Origin of the sequence: Pseudomonas cedrina subsp. cedrina (assembly GCF_001983175.1) — a bacterium.
Classification (GTDB): Bacteria; Pseudomonadota; Gammaproteobacteria; order Pseudomonadales; family Pseudomonadaceae; genus Aquipseudomonas; species Aquipseudomonas cedrina.
On record NZ_MNPW01000003.1, the window covers coordinates 437,183 to 463,725 of the forward strand.

19 protein-coding genes and 4 tRNA genes are annotated in these 26,543 nt (G+C 59.8%); 6 read left to right on the top strand and 17 right to left on the bottom strand.

Going from position 1 to position 26,543, the window contains the following annotated elements:
- Positions 1-48: 48 nt before the first annotated feature.
- The 11 genes from BLL36_RS07855 to BLL36_RS07905 form a co-directional block, all read right to left on the bottom strand.
- Positions 49-1,923 (bottom strand): SurA N-terminal domain-containing protein, encoded by a 1,875-nt coding sequence (locus BLL36_RS07855; protein ID WP_076950891.1) that lies wholly within the window; start codon positions 1,921-1,923, stop codon positions 49-51.
- A gap of 231 nt (positions 1,924-2,154) precedes the next feature.
- Positions 2,155-2,427, bottom strand: a complete 273-nt coding sequence (locus tag BLL36_RS07860) for an HU family DNA-binding protein (RefSeq protein ID WP_003174819.1) — start codon at positions 2,425-2,427, stop codon at positions 2,155-2,157.
- A gap of 148 nt (positions 2,428-2,575) precedes the next feature.
- Entirely contained in the window at positions 2,576-4,972 is a 2,397-nt protein-coding gene (gene lon / locus BLL36_RS07865; protein WP_076950892.1) for an endopeptidase La, read from the bottom strand.
- A 173-nt stretch (positions 4,973-5,145) separates the two neighbouring features.
- Positions 5,146-6,429, bottom strand: a complete 1,284-nt coding sequence (clpX, locus tag BLL36_RS07870) for an ATP-dependent Clp protease ATP-binding subunit ClpX (protein WP_010209414.1) — start codon at positions 6,427-6,429, stop codon at positions 5,146-5,148.
- Positions 6,430-6,541: 112 nt separating this feature from the next.
- A complete protein-coding gene (gene clpP / locus BLL36_RS07875; protein ID WP_076950893.1) occupies positions 6,542-7,177 on the bottom strand; it encodes an ATP-dependent Clp endopeptidase proteolytic subunit ClpP in 636 nt (211 codons plus the stop codon).
- A 91-nt stretch (positions 7,178-7,268) separates the two neighbouring features.
- Positions 7,269-8,579: a trigger factor gene (gene tig / locus BLL36_RS07880; RefSeq protein WP_076950894.1), complete on the bottom strand. Its 1,311-nt coding sequence runs from the start codon at positions 8,577-8,579 to the stop codon at positions 7,269-7,271.
- Between the two features lie 127 nt (positions 8,580-8,706).
- On the bottom strand, positions 8,707-10,410 hold the full coding sequence (ltrA, locus tag BLL36_RS07885) for a group II intron reverse transcriptase/maturase (protein WP_076950895.1): 1,704 nt from the start codon (positions 10,408-10,410) through the stop codon (positions 8,707-8,709).
- Positions 10,411-11,833: 1,423 nt separating this feature from the next.
- A tRNA-His gene (locus BLL36_RS07890) sits at positions 11,834-11,909 on the bottom strand.
- A 77-nt stretch (positions 11,910-11,986) separates the two neighbouring features.
- Positions 11,987-12,071, bottom strand: a tRNA-Leu gene (locus BLL36_RS07895).
- Positions 12,072-12,126: 55 nt separating this feature from the next.
- Positions 12,127-12,202: transfer RNA gene (locus tag BLL36_RS07900), tRNA-His, on the bottom strand.
- Between the two features lie 32 nt (positions 12,203-12,234).
- Positions 12,235-12,311: transfer RNA gene (locus tag BLL36_RS07905), tRNA-Arg, on the bottom strand.
- Between the two features lie 279 nt (positions 12,312-12,590).
- On the opposite strand from BLL36_RS07905, the gene folD reads away from it, so the two are divergent.
- Together folD and pbpG are read left to right on the top strand one after the other, a co-directional pair.
- Positions 12,591-13,445, top strand: a complete 855-nt coding sequence (gene folD / locus BLL36_RS07910) for a bifunctional methylenetetrahydrofolate dehydrogenase/methenyltetrahydrofolate cyclohydrolase FolD (RefSeq protein ID WP_076950896.1) — start codon at positions 12,591-12,593, stop codon at positions 13,443-13,445.
- Positions 13,446-13,649: 204 nt separating this feature from the next.
- Positions 13,650-14,573: a D-alanyl-D-alanine endopeptidase gene (pbpG, locus tag BLL36_RS07915; protein ID WP_076950897.1), complete on the top strand. Its 924-nt coding sequence runs from the start codon at positions 13,650-13,652 to the stop codon at positions 14,571-14,573.
- Between the two features lie 140 nt (positions 14,574-14,713).
- Here the strand turns inward: pbpG and BLL36_RS07920 are convergent, their stop codons facing one another.
- A complete protein-coding gene (locus tag BLL36_RS07920) occupies positions 14,714-15,376 on the bottom strand; it encodes a hypothetical protein (protein WP_076950898.1) in 663 nt (220 codons plus the stop codon).
- A 210-nt stretch (positions 15,377-15,586) separates the two neighbouring features.
- Between BLL36_RS07920 and BLL36_RS31010 the strand changes: the two genes are divergently transcribed.
- Positions 15,587-15,748 carry a hypothetical protein gene (locus BLL36_RS31010; protein WP_165448097.1) on the top strand — a complete coding sequence of 54 codons (162 nt, stop codon included), beginning with the start codon at positions 15,587-15,589 and terminating at the stop codon, positions 15,746-15,748.
- Here BLL36_RS31010 and BLL36_RS07925 read toward each other — a convergent pair.
- The gene (locus tag BLL36_RS07925) at positions 15,745-16,155 is read right to left on the bottom strand and encodes a PA0061/PA0062 family lipoprotein (RefSeq protein ID WP_076950899.1); all 411 of its coding nucleotides are present in this window, start codon (positions 16,153-16,155) and stop codon (positions 15,745-15,747) included. The two genes, BLL36_RS31010 and BLL36_RS07925, sit on opposite strands and share 4 nt — an antisense overlap.
- A 195-nt stretch (positions 16,156-16,350) precedes the next feature.
- Here BLL36_RS07925 and BLL36_RS07930 point away from each other — a divergent pair, with 195 nt between their 5' ends.
- The 3 genes from BLL36_RS07930 to BLL36_RS07940 are packed head-to-tail and all read left to right on the top strand — an operon-like array spanning position 16,351 to position 22,127.
- On the top strand, positions 16,351-19,572 hold the full coding sequence (locus BLL36_RS07930) for an efflux RND transporter permease subunit (RefSeq protein ID WP_076950900.1): 3,222 nt from the start codon (positions 16,351-16,353) through the stop codon (positions 19,570-19,572).
- Positions 19,562-20,731: an efflux RND transporter periplasmic adaptor subunit gene (locus BLL36_RS07935; protein WP_076950901.1), complete on the top strand. Its 1,170-nt coding sequence runs from the start codon at positions 19,562-19,564 to the stop codon at positions 20,729-20,731. Before BLL36_RS07930 ends, BLL36_RS07935 begins: the two co-directional genes overlap by 11 nt.
- Positions 20,715-22,127 (top strand): efflux transporter outer membrane subunit, encoded by a 1,413-nt coding sequence (locus tag BLL36_RS07940; RefSeq protein ID WP_076950902.1) that lies wholly within the window; start codon positions 20,715-20,717, stop codon positions 22,125-22,127. The genes BLL36_RS07935 and BLL36_RS07940 overlap by 17 nt, the downstream gene beginning before the upstream one ends.
- Positions 22,128-22,289: 162 nt before the next feature.
- Here the strand turns inward: BLL36_RS07940 and BLL36_RS07945 are convergent, their stop codons facing one another.
- The 4 genes from BLL36_RS07945 to BLL36_RS07960 all read right to left on the bottom strand — a co-directional run bounded on the left by BLL36_RS07945 (position 22,290) and on the right by BLL36_RS07960 (position 26,343).
- Positions 22,290-23,120 carry a TIGR03915 family putative DNA repair protein gene (locus BLL36_RS07945; RefSeq protein WP_076950903.1) on the bottom strand — a complete coding sequence of 277 codons (831 nt, stop codon included), beginning with the start codon at positions 23,118-23,120 and terminating at the stop codon, positions 22,290-22,292.
- A complete protein-coding gene (locus tag BLL36_RS07950) occupies positions 23,117-24,337 on the bottom strand; it encodes a putative DNA modification/repair radical SAM protein (RefSeq protein ID WP_076950904.1) in 1,221 nt (406 codons plus the stop codon). The genes BLL36_RS07945 and BLL36_RS07950 overlap by 4 nt, the downstream gene beginning before the upstream one ends.
- A gap of 66 nt (positions 24,338-24,403) precedes the next feature.
- A complete protein-coding gene (locus tag BLL36_RS07955; protein WP_076950905.1) occupies positions 24,404-25,741 on the bottom strand; it encodes a lysine N(6)-hydroxylase/L-ornithine N(5)-oxygenase family protein in 1,338 nt (445 codons plus the stop codon).
- Between the two features lie 119 nt (positions 25,742-25,860).
- Positions 25,861-26,343 carry a sigma-70 family RNA polymerase sigma factor gene (locus BLL36_RS07960; protein WP_076950906.1) on the bottom strand — a complete coding sequence of 161 codons (483 nt, stop codon included), beginning with the start codon at positions 26,341-26,343 and terminating at the stop codon, positions 25,861-25,863.
- Positions 26,344-26,543 lie beyond the last annotated feature (200 nt).

Here is a 26,543-nt window from a genome sequence, read left to right on the forward strand (position 1 = left end):
AAAGCCCCCGGGCTTTTCAGGCCGGGGGCTTTTTTGTTCAGACCGACATCAGTACTTCTTGATGTCAGCCTTGGTTTCCAACTGCTTGCGGTAGGCCGCGAAATCCTGCTGGCCGATACGGGAAGCGAGGAAGCGGCGGTATTGCGCCTTTTCTTCGTCCGTCGGGGCAGCGGCTTCGTTGACACCGTTCAAGCGCACGATCACCAGGCTGCCGTCAGCCAGGGTCACGGTGGTGAAGGTCGGCTTGTCCTTGGCCGCAGGCTTGGGCATGCGGAACAGGGCTTGCAACACGGCAGGGTCGATCGCTTCCTGGCTACGGGTAGCCGCTTCAGTGACCTTCCACGCCTGACCGTCTACCGGCTGGTTGAGCGGGGTCTTGCCATCACGCAGGCTGGCGATCAACTCGTCGGCGTGGGTCTTGGCAGCTGCGCTGGCGCGTTCCTTGGCCATCTGCGTGCGAATCGCCGCGGACACGCTCTCCAGCGGCAGTTGCGCAGGTTTGCGGTGCTCTTTGGCACGCAGCACGATGATGGTTTCCGGGTCCAGCTCGATGGCGCTGCTATTGGCACCCTCATTGAGCACTTCCGGGCTGAACGCAGCAGTGACCACGGCACGGTTGGCCGCAACACCTTCGCCACCTTCACGGCCAAACGGCGCGGAGGTGTGCACGGTCAGCTTCAGGTCGGAGGCCGGCTGGGCCAGGTCGGACGCTTCGAATGCCGCATCTTCCAATTGCTTGGTCGCTTCGACAAAACGCTGCTCGACCTGCTGGGTCTTGAGCTCCTTGGTCAGCTTGTCCTTCAGGCTGGCGAACGTCGGCACTTGCGGTGCTTCAACGCCCAACAGCTTGATCAGGTGCCAACCGAAGGTGCTGCGCACCGGCGCCGAAACCTGGTCCTTGTTCAACGCGTACAAGGCGGTTTCGAAGTCCGGGTCGTACACGCCAGGGCCGGCAAAGCCCAGATCGCCGCCCGTGTTGGCCGAACCTGGATCCTGGGAGAACTCCTTGGCCAGGGCTTCGAACTTCTCGCCCTTGGCCAGGCGCGCCTGGATTTCTTCGATCTTGGCCTTGGCTTGCGCGTCGCTGACCTTGTCGTTGACTTCGATCAGGATGTGCGCCGCGCGACGCTGTTCAGCGAGGTTGGCGGTTTCTTTCTGATAGGCAGCCTGCAGCTCCTCGTCCTTGACGCTGACCTGGTCGAAGAAGGACGACTTCTTCAGTTCCAGGTAGTCGATGACCACTTGATCAGGGGTCATGAACTCTTTGGCGTGCTGGTCGTAGTAAGCCTTGACCTCGTCGTCGGTGAGTTTCACCGCCGCAGGGTTGGCCTTGATGTTGACCGTGGCGAAATCGCGGGTCTGTTTTTCCAGACGGGCGAATGCCAGTACTTCGGCGTCGGTCACGAAACCGCTGCCGGCGATGCCTGCGCGAACCTGGCCGATCAGCATTTCCTGGGTCAGCATCTGACGGAATTGCAGACGGCTGTAGCCCAGTTGACGAATTACCTGGTCAAAGCGTTCGGCGTTGAATTTGCCTTCCACCTGGAATTCCGGCGTCTGCAGGATCACTTGGTCCAGCGCGGCTTCAGAGAAGCCAAACTTGGAATCGGTGGCACCTTGCAGCAGCAGCTTGCGATCGATCAGGCTTTTTAGGGCCGCCTCGCGCAGCAGTTTTTCGTCCAGCAGGGAAGCATCGAAATCCTTGCCCAGCTGTTGCATCAACTGGCGACGTTGCATGTCGACAGCCTGGCTCAGTTCGGTCTGGGTGATTGCCTCACCATTGACCTTGGCCACGTCCTGCTTACTGTTACCCGAAGCCTGGAAAATGGCTTCGATACCGGTGAACGCCATCAATGCGACGATGATCCCGATGATGGTCTTGGCAATCCAGCCTTGTGAATTGTCCCTGATATTTTGCAGCATGCGTCCCCCAGAAACGGTTGAACTTCAAAAATAGGCAACCGTGGAGCGTGGGTAGAGTCCGGATAGAAGAAAGGCGCATCCGAGGATGCGCCTTCTCGTAACTGGCGGAGCGGACGGGGGTTTGAACCCACACCCCCGGCGTGGCGACCCGATGGATACATGGGTCGGCTGCCGCTCCGCTGCCAAGCCGAACCTGCGTTCGACCCGGGTAGGTAAAGGCTTGATCGGAGCTTAGTTAACAGCTTCTTTCAGGGCTTTGCCGGCTTTGAAACCTGGTTTCTTGGCAGCAGCGATTTGCAGTGCTTTGCCAGTCTGTGGGTTACGGCCAGTGCGAGCTGGGCGATCGGTCACAGAGAACGTACCGAAGCCTACCAGTACCACGGAGTCGCCGGCCTTCAGAGCGCCAGTGACGGATTCGATTACTGCATCCAGCGCACGGCCGGCAGCAGCTTTCGGGATATCAGCGGATGCAGCGATAGCATCAATCAGTTCCGACTTGTTCACTCTAAGTCCCCTTATATATCTATTGAGTATAATTCTAAGTTTTTTGGTAAAAGCAAAAACCAGTGCTGAATGGCCTACAGACACTTAAGAGCCGCTTTATAACAAGGGCTCTAAAAAGCTGTCAAGGAAGCCCCCAGGCTTATTCGCATTAATGCGTGCTAATTCTTTCCTTGGAATCAGACTCGCGTTTTTCATCTTTCGCGACAATCTCCGGAGCCACATCCGGCAAGGGCTCCGGCGCGTATTGCAGCGCAATTTGCAGGACCTCGTCAATCCATTTAACCGGTTTAATCTGAAGATCCTGCTTGATATTGTCAGGAATTTCCTTCAAGTCGCGAACATTCTCTTCCGGAATGATCACCGTCTTGATACCGCCACGGTGTGCGGCGAGCAATTTCTCTTTCAGGCCGCCAATCGCCAATACCTGGCCACGCAGGGTAATTTCCCCGGTCATTGCGACATCGGCGCGCACCGGAATGCCGGTCAATGCCGACACCAGGGCCGTGCACATGCCCACGCCGGCGCTGGGGCCGTCTTTGGGCGTCGCGCCTTCCGGCATATGGATGTGGGTGTCGTGCTTCTCGTGGAAGTCCAGGGGAATCCCCAGGCTCCGGGCGCGGCTGCGCACCACCGTCTGCGCGGCGGTGATGGATTCGACCATCACGTCACCCAACGAACCGGTCTTGATCAGTTGGCCTTTGCCTGGGATGACCGCGGCTTCGATGGTCAGCAATTCGCCGCCCACCTGAGTCCACGCCAGCCCTGTCACCTGCCCGACCTGATCCTGCTGTTCGGCCAGCCCGTAGCGGAATTTCTTCACGCCCAGGAAGTGTTCCAGGGAGTCGGCAACCACCTTCACCGAGAAGCGTTTTTCCAGCGAATGCTCCTTGACCGCTTTGCGGCAGATCTTCGCGATCTGGCGCTCCAGGCCCCGTACACCGGCCTCGCGGGTGTAGTAACGGACGATGTCGCGGATCGCTTCGACGTCAATTTCGATCTCGCCCTTCTTCAGACCGTTGGCCGAAATCTGCTTGGGTGCGAGGTACTTGACGGCGATGTTGATCTTCTCGTCTTCGGTGTAACCCGGCAGACGAATCACTTCCATCCGGTCCAGCAACGCCGGCGGGATGTTCATGGAGTTGGAGGTGCACAGGAACATTACATCGGAGAGGTCGTAATCGACTTCCAGGTAATGGTCGTTGAAATTGTGGTTCTGCTCGGGGTCGAGCACTTCGAGCAAGGCCGATGCCGGATCGCCCCGCATGTCGCTGCCCATCTTGTCGATTTCATCGAGCAGGAACAGCGGGTTGCGCACGCCGACTTTGGTCATCTTTTGAATCAATCTTCCTGGCATCGAACCGATGTACGTCCGGCGGTGACCACGAATTTCCGCCTCGTCACGCACGCCACCCAGCGCCATGCGCACGAACTTGCGGTTGGTTGCACTGGCAATCGACTCGGCCAGGGAGGTTTTACCAACGCCAGGCGGACCGACCAGGCACAACACCGGACCGCGAATCTTCTTCACGCGCTTTTGCACAGCGAGGTATTCGAGGATGCGTTCCTTGACCTCTTCAAGACCATAATGGTCGGCATCGAGGATTTCTTCGGCACGGGCCAGGTCCAGGCGCACTTTGGTCTGGGCCTTCCACGGCACCTGCACCAGCCAGTCGATGTAGGAGCGCACCACGGTGGCTTCGGCCGACATCGGCGACATTTGCTTGAGCTTGTTCAGCTCGGCGGTGGCTTTGGCCAGGGCGTCTTTGGGCAGGCCGGCGGCATCGATGCGCTTTTTCAGCTCTTCGATCTCGTTGTGGCCTTCCTCGCTGTCGCCGAGTTCCTTCTGAATGGCCTTCATCTGCTCGTTCAGGTAGTACTCGCGCTGGCTGCGCTCCATTTGTTTCTTCACTCGGCCGCGGATGCGCTTTTCGACCTGCAACAGGTCAATTTCCGCATCCAGCAGCGCCAGCACGTGTTCAACACGCGCAGGCAGATCGATGATCTCGAGGATGTCTTGCTTCTGCTCGATTTTCAGCGCCATGTGCGCCGCCATGGTATCAACCAGGCGACCGGGCTCATCAATGCTGTTGAGGGAAGACAGGACTTCAGCCGGGACCTTCTTGCCCAACTGCACATACTGCTCGAACTGCGAGAGCAGGCTGCGTACAAAGACTTCGGACTCGCGCTCAGGGGCTTCGACTTCGTCGATCAGCGCCACTTCGGCGCGCAGGTGGCCATCCACCTCCATGAAGCGCTCGACCGCACCGCGTTGCTCGCCTTCCACCAGCACCTTGACGGTGCCATCAGGCAGCTTGAGCAGTTGCAGCACGGTGGCAACGGTACCGACGCGATACAGGGCATCTTCGCCTGGATCATCGTCAGCAGGATTTCTCTGGGCCAACAGCAGGATTTGCTTGTCGCCCGTCATCGCGGCCTCGAGGGCTTCGATAGACTTCTCGCGCCCCACGAACAGCGGGATAACCATGTGCGGATAGACGACGACATCACGCAACGGCAGGAGAGGCAATTCAATGGTTGTCTTCATGATTTCGCCTCTATGACAGTTGAAAAATAAACATGAAACCAAGATGGGGGCTGCTTGCGAAAAAAACAAGCTTATTGCCAGCAGTTAAACGCAGTAAACACTCGGGCGTAAAAAACGCCGAAAAAACAAAGGGGCCCTGAAGGCCCCTTGTTTATACCGAACCTGCGAAACGCTTACGCGTCTGGCGCAGCCTTGGCAGCCGGCTCACTGTTTTCGTAGATATACAGTGGCTTGGACTTACCTTCTATGACGCTTTCGTCGATCACCACTTTACTCACCTCGGACTGCGAGGGGATTTCGTACATGGTGTCGAGCAACACGCCTTCAAGGATCGAACGCAGGCCACGTGCACCGGTCTTGCGCTCCAGTGCCCGCTTGGCCACTGACTTGAGTGCATCGGTACGGAACTCGAGGTCCACGCCTTCCATCTCGAACAACTTGGCGTATTGCTTGGTCAGGGCGTTTTTCGGCTCGGTGAGGATCTGGATCAAAGCCGCCTCATCCAGCTCGTCCAACGTGGCCAGGACCGGCAGACGACCGACGAATTCCGGGATCAGACCGAACTTGACCAGATCGTCAGGCTCGACTTCACGCAGGGACTCGCCCACCTTCTTGCCTTCTTCCTTGCTGCGCACTTCCGCACTGAAACCAATGCCGCCGCGCGTCGAGCGCTGCTGGATAACTTTCTCCAGACCGGAGAAGGCGCCACCACAGATAAACAGGATGTTGCGCGTATCGACCTGCAGGAATTCCTGTTGCGGGTGCTTGCGGCCGCCTTGTGGCGGTACGGAAGCCACCGTGCCTTCGATCAGCTTCAACAGGGCTTGCTGCACGCCTTCACCGGAAACGTCCCGGGTGATCGACGGGTTGTCCGACTTGCGCGAGATCTTGTCGATTTCGTCGATGTAGACAATACCCATCTGGGCCTTCTCTACGTCGTAGTCGCATTTCTGCAGCAGTTTCTGAATGATGTTCTCGACATCCTCGCCCACGTAGCCAGCCTCGGTGAGGGTGGTGGCGTCGGCGATGGTGAAGGGAACGTTCAGCAGGCGAGCGAGGGTTTCTGCAAGCAGGGTTTTACCCGAGCCTGTAGGACCGATCAGCAAGATGTTGCTCTTGCCGAGTTCGACTTCGTCGCCTTTCTTGTCACGCTGGTTCAAACGCTTGTAGTGGTTGTACACCGCTACGGCCAGAACCTTCTTTGCACGCTCTTGACCAATCACGTACTGGTCAAGGATGCCGCTGATTTCTTTAGGCGAAGGCAATTTATGCGCGCTGCTTTCGGCCTGGGCTTCCTGCACCTCCTCACGGATGATGTCATTGCACAGGTCGACGCACTCGTCGCAGATAAAGACCGAGGGGCCGGCAATCAACTTGCGTACTTCATGCTGGCTTTTGCCACAGAAGGAGCAATAAAGCAGCTTGCCGTTGTCCTCGCCGTTGCGGGTGTCAGTCATTCGTTCGATCCAAATCCGATAGGCTTGCAACACAAGATGAAGGCTTATGCGGGCTTTTTCAAGCCCGCCAGTGGTCGGACATGCCGACCAGCCCTATTTTGAGCAGCTTATATTAAGCGGGGCGCTGGCTGATTACTGCGTCGATCAACCCGTATTCACGTGCGGCTTCGGCGCTCATGAAGTTGTCGCGGTTGGTATCGCGCTCGATTTCTTCCAGGGTGTGCCCGCTGTGCTTGGCCATCAGCGTGTTGAGGCGCTCGCGAATAAACAGGATTTCCTTGGCGTGGATTTCGATATCCGACGCCTGGCCCTGGAAACCGCCCAGTGGCTGGTGAATCATAACGCGCGAATTCGGCAGGCAGTAACGCTTGCCTTCGGCACCCGCGGTCAGCAGGAACGCGCCCATGCTGCACGCCTGGCCAATGCAGGTCGTCGAAACATTGGGCTTGATGAACTGCATGGTGTCGTAGATCGACATGCCCGCCGTTACCGAACCGCCTGGGGAGTTGATGTAGAGATGGATGTCCTTGTCCGGGTTTTCCGCTTCAAGGAACAGCAGCTGCGCACAGATCAGGTTGGCCATGTAGTCCTCTACCGGGCCCACCAGAAAGATCACTCGCTCCTTGAGCAGGCGCGAGTAGATGTCGTAGGCGCGTTCGCCACGAGCGGACTGCTCGACAACCATCGGGACCAGGCCGCCAGCGGCCTGGATATCAGAGTTCTGCTGAATATAGGAATTACGGAACATGCTCTGCAGTTACTCCCAAATAGTCATGTCTTGAAAACGCATAAGCCAGCGCGAGGCTGGCTTATGGTTGAATTTCCAACGAGTTGGACAATCAGTCGGCTTGTGCTGCTTCCGCCGGCTTGACTGCTTCTTCGTAAGAGACCGCTTTATCGGTCACCTTAGCCTTCTGCAGAACAGTATCCACAACTTGTTCTTCCAGCACAACCGAACGTACTTCGTTCAGCTGCTGGTCGTTCTTGTAGTACCAGGACACGACCTGCTCAGGCTCCTGGTAGGCCGAAGCCATTTCCTGGATCATTTCGCGAACGCGGTCTTCGTCAGGCTTGAGGTCGAACTGCTTGACCACTTCAGCCACGATCAGGCCCAGCACGACGCGGCGCTTGGCTTGCTCTTCGAACAGCTCGGCCGGCAGCTGGTCAGGCTTGATATTGCCACCAAACTGCTGGACCGCTTGGACGCGCAGGCGATCCACTTCGTTGGACAGCAGGGCCTTCGGCACTTCGATCGGGTTGGCGGCCAGCAGACCGTCCATGACCTGGTTCTTGACCTTGGACTTGATGGCCTGGCGCAGCTCGCGCTCCATGTTCTTGCGAACTTCGGTGCGGAAGCCTTCGATCCCGGTTTCCTTGATACCGAATTGAGCGAAGAATTCTTCGTTCAGCTCAGGCAGCTTAGGCTCGGAAACGCTGTTGACGGTCACGGTGAACTCGGCGGCCTTGCCGGCCAGGTCCAGGTTCTGGTAGTCAGCCGGGAATTCCAGGTTCAGAACGCGTTCTTCACCGGCCTTGGCGCCAACCAGGCCGTCTTCGAAGCCCGGGATCATGCGGTTGGAACCCAGCACCAGTTGAGTGCCCTTGGCGGAGCCGCCAGCGAATACTTCGCCGTCAACCTTGCCAACGAAATCGATGTTCAGCTGGTCTTCGTTCTGGGCGGCACGCTCGGCCACTTCGAAACGGGTGTTCTGCTTGCGCAGGATTTCCAGCATGTTGTCCAGGTCCGAATCAGCGACTTCGGCGCTCAGGCGCTCGATTTCGATGCCTTCAAAACCGGCCACTTCAAACTCTGGGAACACTTCGAAGGTTGCAACGTATTCCAGATCCTTGCCCGCTTCCAGGGACTTGGGCTCGATCGACGGCGAACCAGCCGGGTTCAGCTTTTGCTCAACCACTGCTTCGTAGAAAGAAGCCTGGATCACGTCGCCGACAGCTTCCTGGCGCGCATCGGCACCAAAACGACGCTTGATTTCGCTCATCGGCACTTTGCCTGGACGGAAACCAGCGATCTTGGCCTTCTGGGCAGTCTGCTGCAGACGCTTGTTGACCGCAGTCTCGATACGCTCAGCCGGCACGGTGATGCTCAGGCGACGCTCGATAGCAGTAGTATTTTCAACAGAAACTTGCATGGATATTCCTCGTTGCACAGACGTTAGCCGGCCATTTCCGACCCCAATGTCGGGTAGAGATGGGCCATTACTGGCCCACCTCCCCCTAAGAACCGTACGTGCGAGTTTCCCCGCATACGGCTCGGGCCTAATCAAAACCCCCGGTAAGGGGAGCCGGTTTGTTCACTGTCAATCCGCGAGCGTGTAGCCGCTGGTGACAAAGGGGGTGCAATAGTACCCGGTTATTTAGGGAGTCTCCACCGCCTTTTGTGCGGTACAGAATGTGGTGATCATGCCACCCCGTCTCCTTCGTAATCGGTAACTTACATATTGGACACAATCCTTTCTGACTCTGGAAAAGGCTCAAGATTTGCTTACGGTACGCCAGCCTTTTGAGCATCTGTTCCATACGCCTTTTCTCACCCATTTCCTCCATAGAAGGATCGAAGGGGTTGTACTCCCCACTCACCTTCTTGTGTCGTTCGATCGGAGTGCTCGCTAGCGAGTACAACTCGATCGTTCGCATCTCTCCCTTGTCATTCATCGTCGCGGTAGCAAACACCCCTTTCCGCCCCTTCATGGGTTTAAAGTATTTCGCTCCGATCCACTGGAGTGTTTTCTTAGGGTGTCGCCGTTTTGCCCAACGCCATAGAGCCAGAAAGATCATGTAATCCATGCGGCTATACGCTTTCTTGGCTACCACAGGCTGGTGATAGAGCGCCCAGCCACGCAGTATCGGATTCAGCTGTCGGATCAGATCCTCCTGCCTTACCGTTTTGCTGGTACTGATGACCTCCCTTACCTTGCTATAGAACGCTTTCACGTTTTTCTTGCTTGGCTTGATCAGAAGCTTCCCATCGTACTTGCGGAAATTCCAACCTAGAAAGTCAAAGCCTTCCTTTATATGGACGACACGCGTCTTCTCAAGTGACAACTGCAGCCCCCGCACTGCTAGGAACTGCTCTACCCAAGGTCTGACTTCAGTTTCCAGCACCTCTCGCGAGGTTCCGGTTATCACAAAGTCATCCGCATAACGCACCACATTGATTTTCAGCTTCTTGGCCTTGGTCACACCCAGATGTTGCTTAAGTTGTGACTCCAGCCCATCCAGCACCAGATTTGCCAAGCTGGGCGAGACAATCCCGCCCTGTGGCGTACCGGCATCCGTTGCCTGTAGCTGGCCTTTATGAATCACGCCAGCTTTCAACCATTTTCGGAGAACCACCTTATCCGTTGGGACGTTGGTGATAAGCCAGTCATGATTGATATGGTCAAAGCAGCCTTTGATGTCCGCCTCCAAAACCCATTGGGCCGAAACCTTCTTGGATAGGCATACGAACAACTGCCCCATTGCATCCGCCGTAGATCGCTCGATCCTAAAGCCGTAGCTGTTTGGATCGCCGGTGGTTTCTGCAATGGGTGCCAGAGCAAGCAAATACAACGCCTGCATTGCCCTGTCCGTCATGGTCGGAATGCCCAGAGGGCGCTCCTTTCCATTTGACTTCGGAATAAACACACGCCGTAAAGGCCGTGGTTTATAACCGTGGCGCTTCAACCCATTTGCCGCCTTCCATTTGGCATCGGGTGTATCCCAGAGCACGCGGTCGACTCCCGCCGTGCGCTTACCCTGGTTTTCAGTGACTCGCCGTACGGCCAAGTATCTGGCCGAGCGTGAGCGGGTCAGCATCCGCTGCAAGGCTTTCACCCTGCGCCAGTTGCCTTCCCGACAAGCCTTCGCAATCCGTATCTGCATCGCCCGGACATTCCGCTGAACACGCCACCAATCGATGTCATGCCATTGTTGCGGAGCGCCGGAAGGCGCAGACACGGCCAATTGGCTATGTTCTAACATGCTGCCTTCCTCTCAAGTTGCCCCAAGCGAAAGACGCACACATCCCCCTGACGGGAATGGACGCTCCCGCCAGGGTTGGATTAATAGAAGATCCGTTACAGCTGGATCTCTAGGTTTATTGAGACAGGCTCACTCAGAGTTCATGCGACGAAAGACCACGCAGAAGTCTGCCCGGTTTCCCGTGGAGCAATGTTCCAGCCCCTATCCGGGCCATTACAGCCCGGCTTTCGCTTTCTCTGCGATCCCATACCCGCACAGCCAACGGATCACCTTGCGGTTCACCTGCCCGAAGGCAGCCATACGGGCTTACCACGTTCCCTGCCTGTCACACGACTGGGTTAGAGTCTGCCTATTCGCCGGCGACCTTATGTGACGACGTGTTCCGACCCTTGACCAGAACAACCGGTCGCATCACCTTTTTGGTTAATGCCTATCAGCAGATTAGGCACCGTAATGCTGACGACGTTTATTAGCAGTTCACTTGTGTTACCCATACCAGCCAGCCTAGCGCCTCAACCCGGTACTGCTCCGAGCATCTGCGCTCCGCCTCACAGCGAAGACGCACCCATACGGGGGCTACATTGTTGGAAGAGCTTCACACCCCACCGTTACCAGTGACGCATGTCTTCCTAGGCTATCGTTGGTCGCACAACGAGTCCGCTGCCACTCCAAACAGGCAATGGTTGGACAATGACAGACAGAGCTTTCGCTCATGTCTCCGGTTTGATGTGAACAGGAACTGCCGAGGCAGCATGCTCAAAGAATTGTTACCTCCTGTTTCAAAAGCAGGAGGGAACCCCAGCGGGGATTCTCTCCCGCATGGGTTTAGCCCTGAATAGGGCTGATGTGTAGTAGGCACTCCAATACCGGAAATCCAGTACTGCGGTCGAGCCACCGAGCGCTAATCGACCTTGAGTTTGCCACCGCCGCTGCGGCAAGTCCTTGAAGGCATTGGACTTCTGGGAGGGTTTTGTTTCTTGGGATTGGGCACCCAAGCTCTCGGCTCTCTTTCGAAAACCCTTCAAGATGACTCTACACCTCGAAGTTTAGGAGACACGCCACGCGTGTCGCACCAAGGGCATGCATTCTAGTGGGTCAAACTCAAGAAGTCACCCTACTGAAAATACGCCCGAAAACCGCCGGCAATTTATCGGTACGAAGGCACGGATGCACCTCGCCCCGGTGACAAATACTGCCAAGTACGCCAGGGCTCTGCGCCGCCCTTCCCTAATATGAAAGAAGTCGTCATCCAGCACCCTGGCGGCCAACCCCGAACAGGGCCGGCAGGCAACGCGGCATCATCGAGACACATAAATACGACGAAGCGCCCTGCCGTTGCGGCCCAATCACTGCAGCCGCTGGATATTCGAACCGCTGAAACCAAAAAAGGCGCCAGACTGTTAAATCTGGCGCCTTTCGAATATGGGGTGGACGAAGGGGATCGAACCCTCGACAACGGGAGTCACAATCCCGTGCTCTACCAACTGAGCTACGCCCACCATATTGCGTTAACAAAGAAACCAAACCACTTCTTTGTCGAGCCCTGCCCTGCCTTTCGACGGGGCCAAGCTTTATTTGGTGCGGATGAAGAGACTCGAACTCTTACGCCTCGCGGCGCTGGAACCTAAATCCAGTGTGTCTACCAATTCCACCACATCCGCGCTTGAAGCTCTTAAAGCAAAGGCGCCAGACGGTTAATCTGGCGCCTTTCAAATATGGGGTGGACGAAGGGGATCGAACCCTCGACAACGGGAGTCACAATCCCGTGCTCTACCAACTGAGCTACGCCCACCATCTAACGCTACTTGTGCCAAAGCTGCCTAATGGCGCACCCGGCAGGACTCGAACCTGCGACCATCCGCTTAGAAGGCGGATGCTCTATCCAGCTGAGCTACGGGCGCCTTATTAATCTGTACTCTTGGAGGATTACAAACTAAGTGCTTCCAGCCTTGCAGAACAACACTCTATTCTGCTTGACCTTCTCAACCAGTGCTAGGCTGTGCCCGACAAGTGCGACGAATAGTATAGACGCCCTCGAAACCCGTCAAATCTTTTTTAAAAAAAACTGATTTTATTTAAGGGCTTAGGGCAATTTGCGGACCAAGCGCCTTTGCCCTCACGTCCTGGCATGCGAGAATGCGCGCACTTTTCTTCCCCCTCTCGATGGTTAATCACGCGTAATGACTGCACAACTTATCGACGGCAAATCAATCGCCGCCAGCCTGCGCCAGCAGATCGCCAAACGAGTCACCGAGCGCAGCCGGCAAGGCCTGCGCACGCCTGGCCTCGCGGTGATCCTGGTCGGCAGCGATCCTGCCTCTCAGGTTTATGTCTCGCACAAGCGTAAAGACTGTGAAGAGGTCGGCTTTATTTCCAAGGCCTACGACTTGCCTGCCGAGACTACCCAGCAGGCGCTTACCGACCTGATCGACGGCCTCAACGACGACCCGAAGATCGATGGCATCCTGCTGCAACTGCCACTGCCCGAGCACCTGGACGCCTCCAAACTGCTGGAGCGCATCCGCCCCGACAAGGATGTCGACGGCTTCCACCCTTATAACGTCGGCCGCCTGGCCCAGCGTATCCCGCTGCTGCGCCCGTGCACCCCGAAAGGCATCATGACCCTGCTGGAAAGCACCGGCGTCGATTTGTATGGCCTCGATGCGGTGGTGGTCGGCGCCTCCAATATCGTCGGCCGCCCGATGGCGATGGAACTGCTGCTGGCCGGCTGCACCGTGACCGTCACCCACCGCTTCACCAAGGACCTTGCCGGGCACGTTGGCCGCGCCGACCTGGTGGTGGTCGCCGCCGGCAAGCCGGGGCTGGTCAAGGGTGAGTGGATCAAGGAAGGCGCCATCGTCATCGACGTTGGGATCAACCGCCAGGACGACGGCAAACTGGTGGGCGACGTGGTGTACGACACCGCCTTGCCCCGCGCCGGTTGGATCACCCCCGTGCCAGGCGGCGTCGGCCCGATGACCCGCGCCTGCCTGTTGGAAAACACCTTGTACGCCGCAGAGACCCTGCACGGGTAATAACCAGGCGTACTGAAAAAGCCCTGCCTTATCGCAGGGCTTTTTATTGTCGACAATAAAACCTTTTTTCTTAGTTTTTAGTCACTTTCATCGGGTTCCAGAAGAACATTCGACAGTTTCTGATCCATACTCCTAAAATGTAACGGCATTTATCAAAAAACCGTTTCCAAACGGCATTCATTACTTTTTAGCGAGTTCATCCGCGTGAAAATTCGTCTTTCTATTGTCAGCCTGTTTTTTGCTCTCACAGGCACCTTCGCGCACGCCGCCGAAACCACCCAGGCCCCGCGTGACACCTCCAAACTGCAGATCGCTTCCGGCAGTGCCATGCTGGTGGACCTGCAAACCAACAAGGTCATCTATGCCAGCAATCCTGACGTGGTGGTGCCCATCGCCTCGGTGAGCAAATTGATGACCGGCCTCATCGTGCTCGAGGCCAAGCAGAATATGGACGAATACATCGACATCAACATCAGCGACACGCCGGAGATGAAGGGTGTGTTCTCGCGCGTGAAAATCGGCAGCCAGATGCCGCGCAAGGAAATGCTGCTGATCGCCCTGATGTCCTCGGAGAACCGCGCCGCCGCAAGCCTGGCGCATCATTATCCGGGTGGCTACGCGGCCTTTATCGCGGCGATGAACGCCAAGGCCAAGGCGCTGGGCATGACCAGCACCCACTATGTCGAGCCCACCGGCCTGTCGATCCACAACGTGTCCACCGCCCGCGACCTGAGCAAACTGCTGGCCGCCGCGCGCCACTATCCGCTGCTCAGCCAACTGAGCACCACCAAGGAAAAGACTGTGTCGTTCCGCAAGCCCAACTACACCCTGGGCTTCTCCAACACCGATCACCTGATCAACCGCGCCAACTGGGACATCAAACTGACCAAGACCGGTTTCACCAACCAGGCCGGCCACTGCCTGGTGCTGGTGACCAGCATGGGTAACCGCCCGGTGTCGTTGGTGATCCTGGATGCCTTCGGCAAATTCACCCACTTTGCCGATGCCAGCCGTATCCGCAATTGGGTCGAAACCGGCAAGAGCGGCTCGGTGCCGGATGTGGCGTTGCGCTACAAGGCCGACAAAAACCTGAAGAACCGCGCGAACGCTGCAGAAGTTCGTCGCTAAACACGCAACATTATGTGGGAGCGAGCTTGTGTGGGAGCTGGCTTGCCTGCGATAGCATCACCGCGATATCACTGAAACACCTCGGTGCCTGCATCGCGGGCATGCCCGGCTCCCACATTGGATCAGTGTTGTTTCAGCATTTACTTGCGCTCTTCCAACACCTTCAGTGCCTGCGCCGCCGCGCGCTCCTGCCCCGCCTGGGCAGTGGCATTGGCCGAATCGCGCCAGCGTTGCGCATCCACATTGGCCGGTAACTGGCTTGGGCGCTGGGTGAGGATCCCCCAACTCCCGGCGCTTTTCCATTTCGACTCAAAGTCGCTGAAGCTCATCTGCAGGCGGCGGTCCATGCCCGAGCGCAGCAACACGGTGCTTTTCTGCTGATTGAACCCCAGCACGACCACGTAGCGCGCGTCAGACCACATCCCGCCGCCGATCCGCGCCATCACCGGGTAACCCGCCGCCACTTGCCCCAGCACCGCAGTCAGCTTGGCATCCAGCGGATACACCATCAGCCCGTACTCGCGCGCCAGCACTTGCATGTTGCGCTCAAGGTCAGCCTCGGCGCCCGGCAAATGCAGCGGTTTATCCAGCAGCCCCGGTGTCATGACAATGCCTTGTTGCGACAGCATGCTGGCTAAAGACGCGGGACCGCCCTGGTAAGCCTCGCCGCGAAAGGTCGGCACGCCATTGAGTTCGACACGCTCGGGCAAGCCCGCCAGCCTCGATGGGGTGGCGGAACAGGCTGCGAGCCCCAAGGCACAGGCCAGCAATACGGATGTTTTAAGGTTCGACCGTAACCGCAATTTTCTACTCTCTTGATCAACTGCCGGTAAAGGCCTTGATCATAGGGCGCCCCGACATGCGGGTATAGCCTGCAGGCTTACTAAAGGGCGCGGATAGAGCAAAGAAGTTGGACCGACACGACCATTGGTCAATAGCAGGCAACCGCCAGCTGGCTAGACTGTCCATTGAGAAGACTGTGTGTGCCCCCTGCGGGGCGAAAGGAGGCCCGAATGAGCCTTGCAACAACGATTTTCCTGTTGATCTGCGGTTGGTTGTCGGTCGCCGGCGCCATGTTGTGGGGGGTGCTGCGTATTACCCGCCGGCACCACCACCCCCACGTCAAACCCGCTTCGCCCGCCAAGCCCCACAAGGCGGCGGTGCACCACGCCTAGCCAGGCATGCAATTGAAGTCCTGGGTGGCCGCGACTTCCTTGCCGTGGCCATCCTCCAGGGACGCGCGCACGGTGGTACCCAGGCTGGACTCCACCAGGGTGTAATGTTCGCCCGCCTTGAAATGCTTGTACTCGACCCGGCCCTGGCAGTCCTGCTGGTTGTCGTCACCGGGTTCCTCCTCGAATAACGTCACATCCAGGCGATGGTCCCCCGGCGTCACTTCAAAAAAACGTCCGTCATCGACGCGTTTTCCGTCCACCCGCTCAGCCATCAGATCGTTCGGGGCTTCTTCCTTCAAGCCAATCCACGCTTCGCTCGGGTCCGCCTTGGGGATGGGGCCGGCGCACGCCGATAACAGCAGCGCAGCACCGAGGGCGGGAATCAACAACAAGGGTTTGAGTGACATGGCAGGACTCCAAAAAAAGACGATGTGTGCGATGGGCTGCAAGCTTGGTGAGCGAACCGGCGCAGGACAAATGAATCCTTGTGAAACGATCTTCAGGCCCTGCCTAAATGTTCCTTCACCTGGCTGAAAGGTGCGTGTTAGGTGGGTCGCGCAAGACTGCCGGGGTTTGCAACCCTGCACCAAGGAGGTTCACGCATGCTCGGGCTGGTAAAGACCGCACTGCACAAGCCATACACGTTTATCGTGTTGGCCATCTTCATCTGCATCATCGGGCCGATGGCGGCCCTGCGTACCCCTACTGACGTGTTCCCGGATATCGGCATCCCCGTGGTCGCCGTGGTGTGGCAATACAACGGCCTGTCGCCGGACGCCATGGCCGGTCGAGTGATCTACACCTACGAACGCTCCTTGAGCACCACCGTCAACGACATCGAGCACATCGAGTCGCAATCGCTGCCCGGCATGGGCATCGTCAAGATCTTCTTCCAGCCCGGCGTGGATATCCGCACCGCCAACGCCCAAGTCACGGCCGTGTCACAAACCGTGCTCAAGCAGATGCCGCCGGGCATCACGCCGCCGCTGATCCTTAACTACAGCGCTTCCACCGTGCCGATCCTGCAGATGGCGTTTTCCAGCCCGAGCCTGTCGGAAGCCAGGATTCGCGACCTGGTGCAGAACAACATCCGCCTGCCGTTGAGCGCCCTGCCCGGCCTGGCCATGCCGACGCCCATGGGCGGCAAGCAACGCCAGATCACCCTCGACCTCGACCCGCAGGCACTGGCTGCCAAAGGCCTGTCGGCGCAGGATGTGGGCAACGCCCTGGCTCTGCAGAACCAGATCATCCCGGTGGGCACCGCCAAACTGGGTCGCAACGAATACACGATACTGCTCAATAACAGCCCCAAGGCGATCGATGAGCTCAACGACCTGCCGATCAAGACCGTCGATGGTGCGCTGATTACCATCGGCCAAGTCGCCCACGTGCGCGACGGCTCGCCGCCGCAGACCAACATCGTGCGCGTCGACGGCCACCGCGCGGTGCTGATGCCGGCATTGAAAAACGGCAGCATCAGCACCCTGTCGATTATCGACGGCATCCGCGGGATGTTGCCGCGCATCAACGAAACCCTGCCGCCCTCGCTGAAGACCTCGCTGCTGGGCGATGCCTCGGTGTTCGTCAAGCAATCGGTGGGCAGCGTGGCCCAGGAAGGCATCATTGCCGCGCTGCTGACCAGTGCGATGATCCTGCTGTTCCTTGGCAGTTGGCGTTCGACGCTGATCATCGCCGCGTCGATCCCCCTGGCCGTACTCGCGGCCATCGCGCTGCTCGCAGTGTCCGGGCAAACCCTCAACGTGATGACCCTCGGCGGGCTGGCCTTGGCCGTGGGGATCCTGGTGGACGATGCCACGGTGACCATCGAGAACATTAACTGGCATCTTGAACAAGGCAAGGCGGTGAAGACCGCGATCCTCGACGGCGCCGCGCAAATTGTCGGCCCGGCGTTCGTCTCGCTGCTGTGCATCTGCATCGTGTTCGTGCCGATGTTCTTGCTGCAAGGCATCGCCGGCTACCTGTTCCGGCCAATGGCCCTGGCGGTGATCTTTGCCATGGCCAGTTCGTTTGTCCTGTCGCGCACGCTGGTGCCGACCCTGGCGATGTTCCTGCTCAAGCCGCATACGCCGGAGCAAGGCGCCGGGCATCACCCGGAAGATCAATTCATCAATCACCACGAAGGTGAACAGCACCGGAAACCGCGCAACGCCGCACTGCAATCATTGTTGAATTTCCAGCAGGGTTTCGAACGCCGTTTCTCGGCTATCCGCGATACCTATTACGGTCTGCTGACCTTGGCGCTGGGTAATCGCAAGCGCTTTATCCTGGGATTTCTTGCCTGCGTACTCGCCTCCTTCCTGCTGCTGCCGAGCCTGGGGCAGGATTTTTTCCCGCCCACCGACGCCGGCGCCCTGGCCCTGCATGTGCGCTTGCCGCTGGGTACGCGCATCGAGGAAAGCGCCGCCGCCTTCGACCGCATCGAAGCGCGCATTCGTGAAGTGATTCCCGCCGAAGAGCTCGACACCATCGTCGACAATATCGGCATCCCGCTGAGCGGCATTGACATGGCCTACAGCAGCAGCGGCACCATCGGCCCGCAGGATGGCGATATTCAGGTCAGCCTGAAAAAGCACCACGCGCCCACCGCCGACTACGTGAAAAAACTGCGCGAAGCCTTGCCGCAAAGCTTCCCCGGCAGCCACTTTGCGTTCCTGCCCGCTGACATCAGCAGCCAGATCCTCAACTTCGGCGCCCCTGCCCCGCTGGACGTGAAGATCTCCGGGCACAGCGATGAAGAGAACCGCGCCTATGCGGTGGAACTCGAACGCCGCTTGCAACACGTAGCGGGCATCGCCGATCTGCGACTCCAGCAGTCCACCGGCTACCCTTCGTTACAGGTCAACGTCGACCGCATGCGCGCCAATGGCCTGGGCATAACCGAGCGCGACGTGACCAACAGCATGGTTGCCTCACTCGCCGGCAGTTCGCAGACCGCGCCGACTTTCTGGCTCAATCCGGCCAACGGCGTGTCGTACTCCATCGTCGCCGCCACCCCGCAATACCGCCTCGACAGCCTGCCCTCGCTGGAAGCCCTGCCGGTGACCGGCGCCGACGGCCAATCGCAGATCCTTGGCGGCCTGGCCAGCATTTCCCGCGTGCAAAGCCCGGCGGTGGTGACCCACTACAACATCGAACCGACCCTGGACCTGTACGCCAACGTACAAGGCCGCGACCTCGGCGGCGTGGCGCGCGATGTGCAAAAAGTATTGGATGACAGCGCGTCGCTGCGCCCCAAAGGCGCGGTGATCAGCCTGCACGGGCAGATCGATGCGCTGCATGAGGCGTTCAGTGGCTTGAGCCTGGGCCTGCTCGGCGCGGTGGTGCTCATCTATCTGCTGATCGTGGTCAATTTCCAATCCTGGGCTGACCCGTTTGTGATCATCACCGCGCTACCGGCGGCGCTGGCGGGAATCGTGTGGATGCTGTTCCTCAGCGGCACCTCGTTGTCGGTACCGGCGCTGACCGGGGCCATCCTGTGCATGGGCGTGGCCACCGCCAACTCGATCCTGGTGGTGAGCTTCTGCCGCGAACGCCTGGCCGACCATGGCGATGCGTTGAAGGCTGCGCTCGAAGCCGGCTACACGCGCTTTCGTCCGGTGTGCATGACCGCCCTGGCGATGATCATCGGCATGCTGCCCCTGGCGATTTCCGAGGAGCAGAACGCCCCCCTCGGGCGAGCCGTGATCGGTGGTTTGATCTTCGCCACCCTCGCCACGCTGTTGTTTGTTCCCGTGGTCTTCAGCCTGGTCCACGGTCGTCACCCTACTCGCGCAACTGCTGGAGACACGCCTCATGTCGTCTGATCAAAAACCCTCGCGCAAGCGTCTGATGCTCATGGGGGCGGGCGGCCTGACCCTGGCCGCCCTGTTGGTCGCCAACGGCCTGCACGCCCGCACGCTGCACGAACGATCGGTGAGCGCCTGGACCGAAACCGCCGCCGTCGCGCAAGTGATGGTGTTCCAGCCGCAACAGAACGTCGACGGCGATACCCTGCGCTTGCCCGCGCACCTGGAAGCCTGGAGCAAGGCACCGATCCACGCCAGGGTCAGTGGCTATCTGAAGGACTGGAAGGCCGACATCGGCAGCCAGGTCAAGGCCGGGCAGATTCTCGCCGAGATCGACAGCCCCGACCTCGACCAGCAACTGGCCCAGACCCACGCCCGCCTGGTACAGGAGCAAGCCAATGCACGCCTGGCCGAAACCACCGCCACGCGCTGGCAGCACCTGCTGGCCAGCCACTCGGTGTCGCGTCAGGAGGCCGACGAAAAAACCTCCAATGCCGCCGCTGCCAAGGCCAATGCCGAAGCCGCCGCTGCCGACTACGCCAGGCTCACCGCGCTGGAAAGCTACAAGACCCTGCGCGCGCCGTTTGCCGGCACCATCACCGCGCGCAATACCGATATCGGCCAGTTGATCAAGGCCGACAGCGACAGCGATCCAGAGCTGTTCGACCTGGCCGACACCCACCAATTGCGCCTGTATGTACCGGTGCCGCAGAACTACGCCGGTGCCATCCGGCCTGGCCTTGAAGCCGAGCTGAGCGTGCCCGAACATCCCGGCGAACACTTCAAGGCGCGCCTGATCGGCGACTCTACCGCCATCGACCGGCGCTCCGGCACGCTGCTCGCGCAGTTCGTGGCAGACAACCCCAACGGCCAATTGCTGCCCGGCGATTACGCCGAAGCAACCTTGCCGATGCCAGCGGACACCCATGGGGTGAGCATCCCGGCCAGCGCGTTGATATTCCGCGCCCAAGGCACCCAAGTGGCGCTGCTGGACGCGCAGAACCATGTGCACCTGCAAGGCATCCACATCGGCCTGGACCTGGGCGAGCGCCTGGTGGTCGACCAGGGCCTGAAACCCACCGACCGCGTGGTCGACAACCCGCCCGACGCCCTGCGTGAAGGTGACCCAGTGCAACTGGCCAACGCCTCGGGAGGTATGCATGCGCCCGCGGCTTAAACCCATCGCAGCCTTGATGCTGCTGGCGTTGCAAGGCTGCTCGATGGCGCCCGCTTACAAGGCGCCGACGGTTGACCTGCCCACCCACTATCGCGAACAGACCGGCGATGGCCCTTGGCACAGCGCGCAAACGTGCGACCTACTGGCGCCCGAGTGGTGGAAACTCTACAACGACCCGCGCCTGGATGACCTGCAACAGCGACTGCTCAAGGCCAACCCGGACCTGGCAGCGGCACTGGCGCACTTCGATGCGTCCCAGGCGTACGCCAGCCAATTGCGGGCCGGGTTGTTCCCGCAGATCACCGCCAGCGCGCAACCCCTGCGCCAGCGCCAATCAGACTCACGGCCACTGCGCGGGAGTACGCAACCGTCGGTGTATAACAGCGACACCGCCGGTTTTTCGCTGGGCTACGACCTCGACCTGTGGGGCAAAGTCCGCAACCAGGTGGCCGCCGGCGATGCCCAGGCGCAGGCGTCTGGCGATGATTTGGCCGCCGCGCGCCTGAGCCTGCAGCATCAGTTGGCAACCTTGTACGTGCAGCTCAATGGCCTGGACGCACAGGCGCGGATTCTCAACAGTTCGCTGCAGGATTTCAGCCAGGCGCTGCAACTGACCCGCAGCCGCTATGAGGGCCAGATTGCATCGGAGCTGGACCTCACTCGTGCGCAAAACCAGTTGGCCCAGGCCAAGGCACAATGGGATGACGTGCGCGGCCAACGCAACCTTACCGAGCATGCCATCGGAGAATTGGTGGGTGTGGCCGCCAGTGATTTCACATTGGCGCCGAGCCAAGGGTTAATGAAACTGCCGAAGACGCCTGCGCAATTGCCAAGCCATCTGCTGCAACGGCGCCCGGACATCGCGGCGGCGGAACGCCGAGTGTTTGCCGCCAATGCCAATATCGGCGTGGCCAAGGCGGCGTGGTATCCGGATTTCAGCCTGACCGGGCTGATCGGCGGGCAGACGCAAGGCGTCGGCAATCTGCTGTCGGCGAGCAATCGCTACTGGGCGCTGGGGCCGCTGGTCAACATGCCGATCTTTGATGGCGGCCGACTGAGCGCCAATGAGCGCCAAGCCAACGCCGAGTTTGAAGAAGCCTCGGCGCACTACCGTAGCCAGGTACTCAAAGCGGTGCGGGAGGTGGAAGACAACCTGGCGCAACTGCGGGATTTGCAGCAGCAAGCGCAGGATGAACAGGCAGCGGCGGATGCCGCGCAGCACACCCAGTCACTGGCGATGAACAGCTATCAAGCCGGGGCGGTGAGTTACCTGGATGTGGTGACCGCGCAGACAGCGGCGTTGCAGGCACAGCGGACATTGCAGGCTGTACAGACGCGGCAGCTGCAGGCGAGCGTGGGGCTGGTGACTGCCTTGGGTGGCGGTTGGCGGCGCTGACTTGCCTCGATTGACTTGTGTAGTGAGCGGGCTTGTCCCGCGCTGGGTGGCGAAGCCGCCCCAAACCAGGCGATTCGGTTTTAACTGGAACCTTGAGGTGTCTTTGTTGGGGCGGCTTCGCCACCCAGCGCGGGCGGTGCGACGATTCGCCAAGCCCGCTCACTACAAAGGGCTCGGGATTTTCTTCCCGGGCCGGGCGCCAATCAGTTTTGCCTGGCCGTCCTTCTGCTTCCCCGTGCGCGCTTCACTGATCAAGCCCGGGATCAACTTGCCCTCCGGCAGGTTCTTCCAGAAGCGGCTCGGCAAGTGCCCCTCCATCACCTTGGGGTTCAACCGCGCCGGGTTGAAGATGTGGCTGTAGTAGGTCAGCCACATCGCACTGTGCGGGTCCTCGACATTCTGCGCCAGTTGCCGCCATGCCTCGGGGCACTCGCGCTGGTGGATAAACTGCTCACCGTCGTAATACACCCCGTCCAGCGGCGTGGCGATCATCCAGCGATGGCGCCCCATGCGCCCGACAAAATGCTGGCTGGCGGATTTCAGGATGTCGTGCGCCGGTTCGTGCCAAGCCACGTATTCCGGCAAGTCGGGGCCCGCATCCGCGGGTAAGGCGATAAAGCGCACAAACGCATGCAGGTGGTGCGCTTCACGGCTGACCTGCTTGATCCGCCGCTGCAACTCACTGCCCAGCTTGTCCCCCGCCAGCATCGCCGTGCGGTCGCCATGGCTGACGCGCCACAACACTTCATACAACAGGCTCCAGCGCTGGTCGCCGTGGTAACACGCGGCCGATTCCAGCAGTTCCAGCAAGGCCTTGGGCACTCGTGTCTGGAACGGCCCCAGCCCTTCGGGAACGGGCTGGTCAGTGGCAAACAGATCGGGCACTTCGGCTTCACCCCAGCTCACCTGGCTGGGGTCGACCTGATGGCTGAGCAACCAGCGCGCCTGCTCGCGCCAGGTGCTGAACAGGTTGCCGCATTCCAGGCTGATCATCCCCACAATCCCATCTGCTGCGGCGCCGGGCGGTCGCGCAACTGCTCGCGCAGCAACACGCTGGTGCTTTCGGCCTGTTGCGGGTGGTAGTCACTGGTGATGAAGAATGGCTTGGCCTTGGCCAGTACGCAGCGCATGCGTGCCAGGTCTTCGAAGCGGATCTTGCGTTCACGGCGCAGGTCCACCAGGCGCTGGGTGGTGCGCAGGCCAATGCCCGGAATGCGTGCGATCAAGGTGGCTTCGGCGCGGTTCAGGTCCAGGGGGAACACCTCGCGGTGTTCCAGGGCCCAGGCCAGCTTGGGGTCGATATCCAGTGCCAGGTGGCCGGGGCCCTTGAACAGCTCGTTGGCGCTGAAGCCATAGCTGCGCAACAGGAAGTCGGCCTGGTACAGGCGGTGCTCGCGCATCAAAGGCGGTGCCGCCAGGGGAACGCTCTTCGGGCTGTTGGGGATGGGACTGAACGCCGAGTAATACACGCGACGCAGCTTGAAGTTGCCGTACAACGCCTCGGCACCATGCAGGATGGTGCTGTCGTCGGTATCGTCGGCGCCGACGATCATCTGCGTGCTCTGCCCGGCCGGCGCGAAACGCGGCGCACGGGGTTCGTTGAGCACCGTCTGCTCGCCGGTGTAGATGGTCTGCATGGCCTGCTTGATCGAGACGATCTGTTTTTCCGGCGCCAGGGTCTGCAGGCTCGCCTCGGTGGGCAGCTCTATGTTCACGCTCAGGCGGTCGGCATAACGCCCGGCTTCGGCGATCAGCGCCGGGTCCGCGTCGGGAATGGTCTTGAGGTGGATATAACCGCGAAAGTCATGCTCTTCGCGCAACAGTTTGGCGACCCGCACCAACTGCTCCATGGTGTAGTCGGACGAACGGATGATGCCGGAGCTCAGAAACAGCCCGCTGACGCAATTGCGCCGGTAGAAATCCAGGGTCAGGGTGACCACCTCCTCCGGGCTGAAACGCGCGCGGGGCACGTCGCTGGAGCGGCGGTTGACGCAGTATTGGCAGTCGTACAGGCAGAAGTTGGTGAGCAGCACCTTGAGCAACGACACGCAGCGCCCGTCCGGCGTGTAGCTGTGGCAGATGCCCATGCCATCGGTGGAACCCAGCCCCGCCTTGCCCTCGGAGCTGCGCTTGGGCGCGCCGCTGCTGGCGCACGAGGCGTCGTACTTGGCGGCGTCGGCGAGGATGCTGAGTTTTTCGATCAACTGCATGGAAGGTTACCGATACTGGTTTTTTGTACAGTATCAGCCAACCCTCCTGCTCACAAGCGCAGCTGGTCAGCTCGCGGTAGCCAGCAACAAGTCCTGCACCGAGCGGCCCTGGCCACGCCCACGCTCCAGTGTATACAACGAGGCCGCAATTTCATCCGCCCGGATCGGCAGCACCGACAGCAAGGTATCGCTCAAGCCGTGGCTGGCCTGGCTGAAACCCTGGATATAGATACCGGCGTTGCAACGCTCATCGGTGACGATGCGGTAGTCCCGCGCCACTTCAAAGTCGCCCAGGTAGGCTTCCAGCGGCGCCAGCAAGGCGCGGTGCGTCTGGCGCTCGTAGCCGGTCGCCAGGATTACCGCATCATAGTGATTGACGCTGGTTTCGCCGCTGGCATTGTTGCGCAGCGCCAGTTCGATACCCAGCGGGCCGGCGGTGGCCTTTTCGACCACGGTCATGGTACGGAACGCCTGGCGGGCGATGCCGGAGACTTTCTGACGGTAGAAGATGCCGTAGATACGCTCGATCAGATCCAGGTCAACCACCGAATAGTTGGTGTTCTGGTACTCGGCGACCAGGCGCTCGCGCTCGGCGCCCTCCTGCTGGAACACCAGGTCGGTAAAGGCCGGCGAGAACACTTCGTTGACGAACGGGCTGTCATCGGCGGGCTTGAGCGCCGACCCGCGCAGGATCATGTCGACCTGCACCGACGGGAAGCTGTCGTTGAGGTCGATAAACGCCTCGGCCGCGCTCTGGCCTCCACCGATGATGGCGATACGCATGGCCTTGCCCTCGACGCACGGCTGCGCGGCCAGGCGCTCCAGGTATTGCGAATGGTGGAACACGCGGTTATCGCCCTTGAGCGCCTTGAACGCCTCGGGAATGCGTGGCGTGCCGCCGGCGCTGACCACCACCGAACGGGTGGTACGCACATGCTGCTCGCCCAGCGCATCGCGGGAAATCACGCGCAGTGCTTCAACCTGCTGCTGATGCAGGATCGGCTCGATGGCCAGCACTTCCTCGCCATAGCGCGCCTGGGCCTGGAACTGCCCCGCCACCCAGCGCAGGTAGTCGTTGTACTCCATGCGGCACGGGTAGAAGGTGCCCAGGTTGATGAAGTCCACCAGGCGGTCGTGGGCCTTGAGGTAATTGACGAAGGAATACGGGCTGGTGGGGTTGCGCAGGGTCACCAGGTCCTTGAGGAACGAAATCTGCAGTTCGCTCTGGGTCACCAGGGTATTGCCGTGCCAGCGGTAGTCGGCCTGTTTGTCGAGAAACAGCACGTCGAGTTTGCCCTGGGCCTTTTCGCGCTCCTGCAGGGCGATGGCCAGCGCCAGGTTCGAAGGGCCGAAACCGATACCGATCAGGTCGTGAACCGCGGGCGAAGCAATTGCCTGTGTCATTCCAGTGTCCTCTGGATAAGCCCCTTGGCGGTGGGGCGGGAATACCTTCAAGACCTGCACAACAGGTCATGTGTTGATAGGAAACGAGGACAGTGAAATAAAATTTAACTAACAGCGGGTCAGCAGGCTTCCCACTCGCGCATCCGCACCCGGCAGTGCTTCATGGCGTTGACGATGTGTTTCTCCACCAGCGCGCGGGAAATACACAGGCGCTCCGCGATCTGCAGGTGGGTCAGGCCCTCGAGCTTGCGCAGCAGAAAGCTGTCGCGACAGGCCGGCGACAGCTCGGCCAAGGCACGTTCGAGCAGTTCCAGGCGCTGGCCATGGTCGTGCTGGGTGTGCGGCGAGCTGGTGGCGAAGCGTTCTTCGGCGTCAAGCACCTCCAGCGGTTCGACCTGCCGCAAGGCGTTGCGGCGGTGACCGTCGATCACCAAATTGAGGGCGGTGCGGTACAAAAAGGCGCGGGGTTGTTCGATGGGAACCTGGCTGGAACGTTCCAGCACCCGGACATAAGCGTCATGCACCACATCTTCGGCCACCTGACGGTTGCCCAGCTTGGCGTTGAGGAAACACACCAGCTCGCGATAGTAGTTTTCCAACATGACTCCCGACCGCCGGGTGGCGGCATTAGGCCCTTGGGTGCGAAAGAAGACAGCGTTTGTAGGAGCGAGCTTGCTCGCGAAGGTCGTTAACGATAACGCGCACATTCAGGAAGAACGCATAGCCCGGGCGCTCTTCGCGAGCAAGCTCGCTCCTACAAGAAATCAAGCCACTCAGTAATGGCAGATTGGCTACGTGCAAT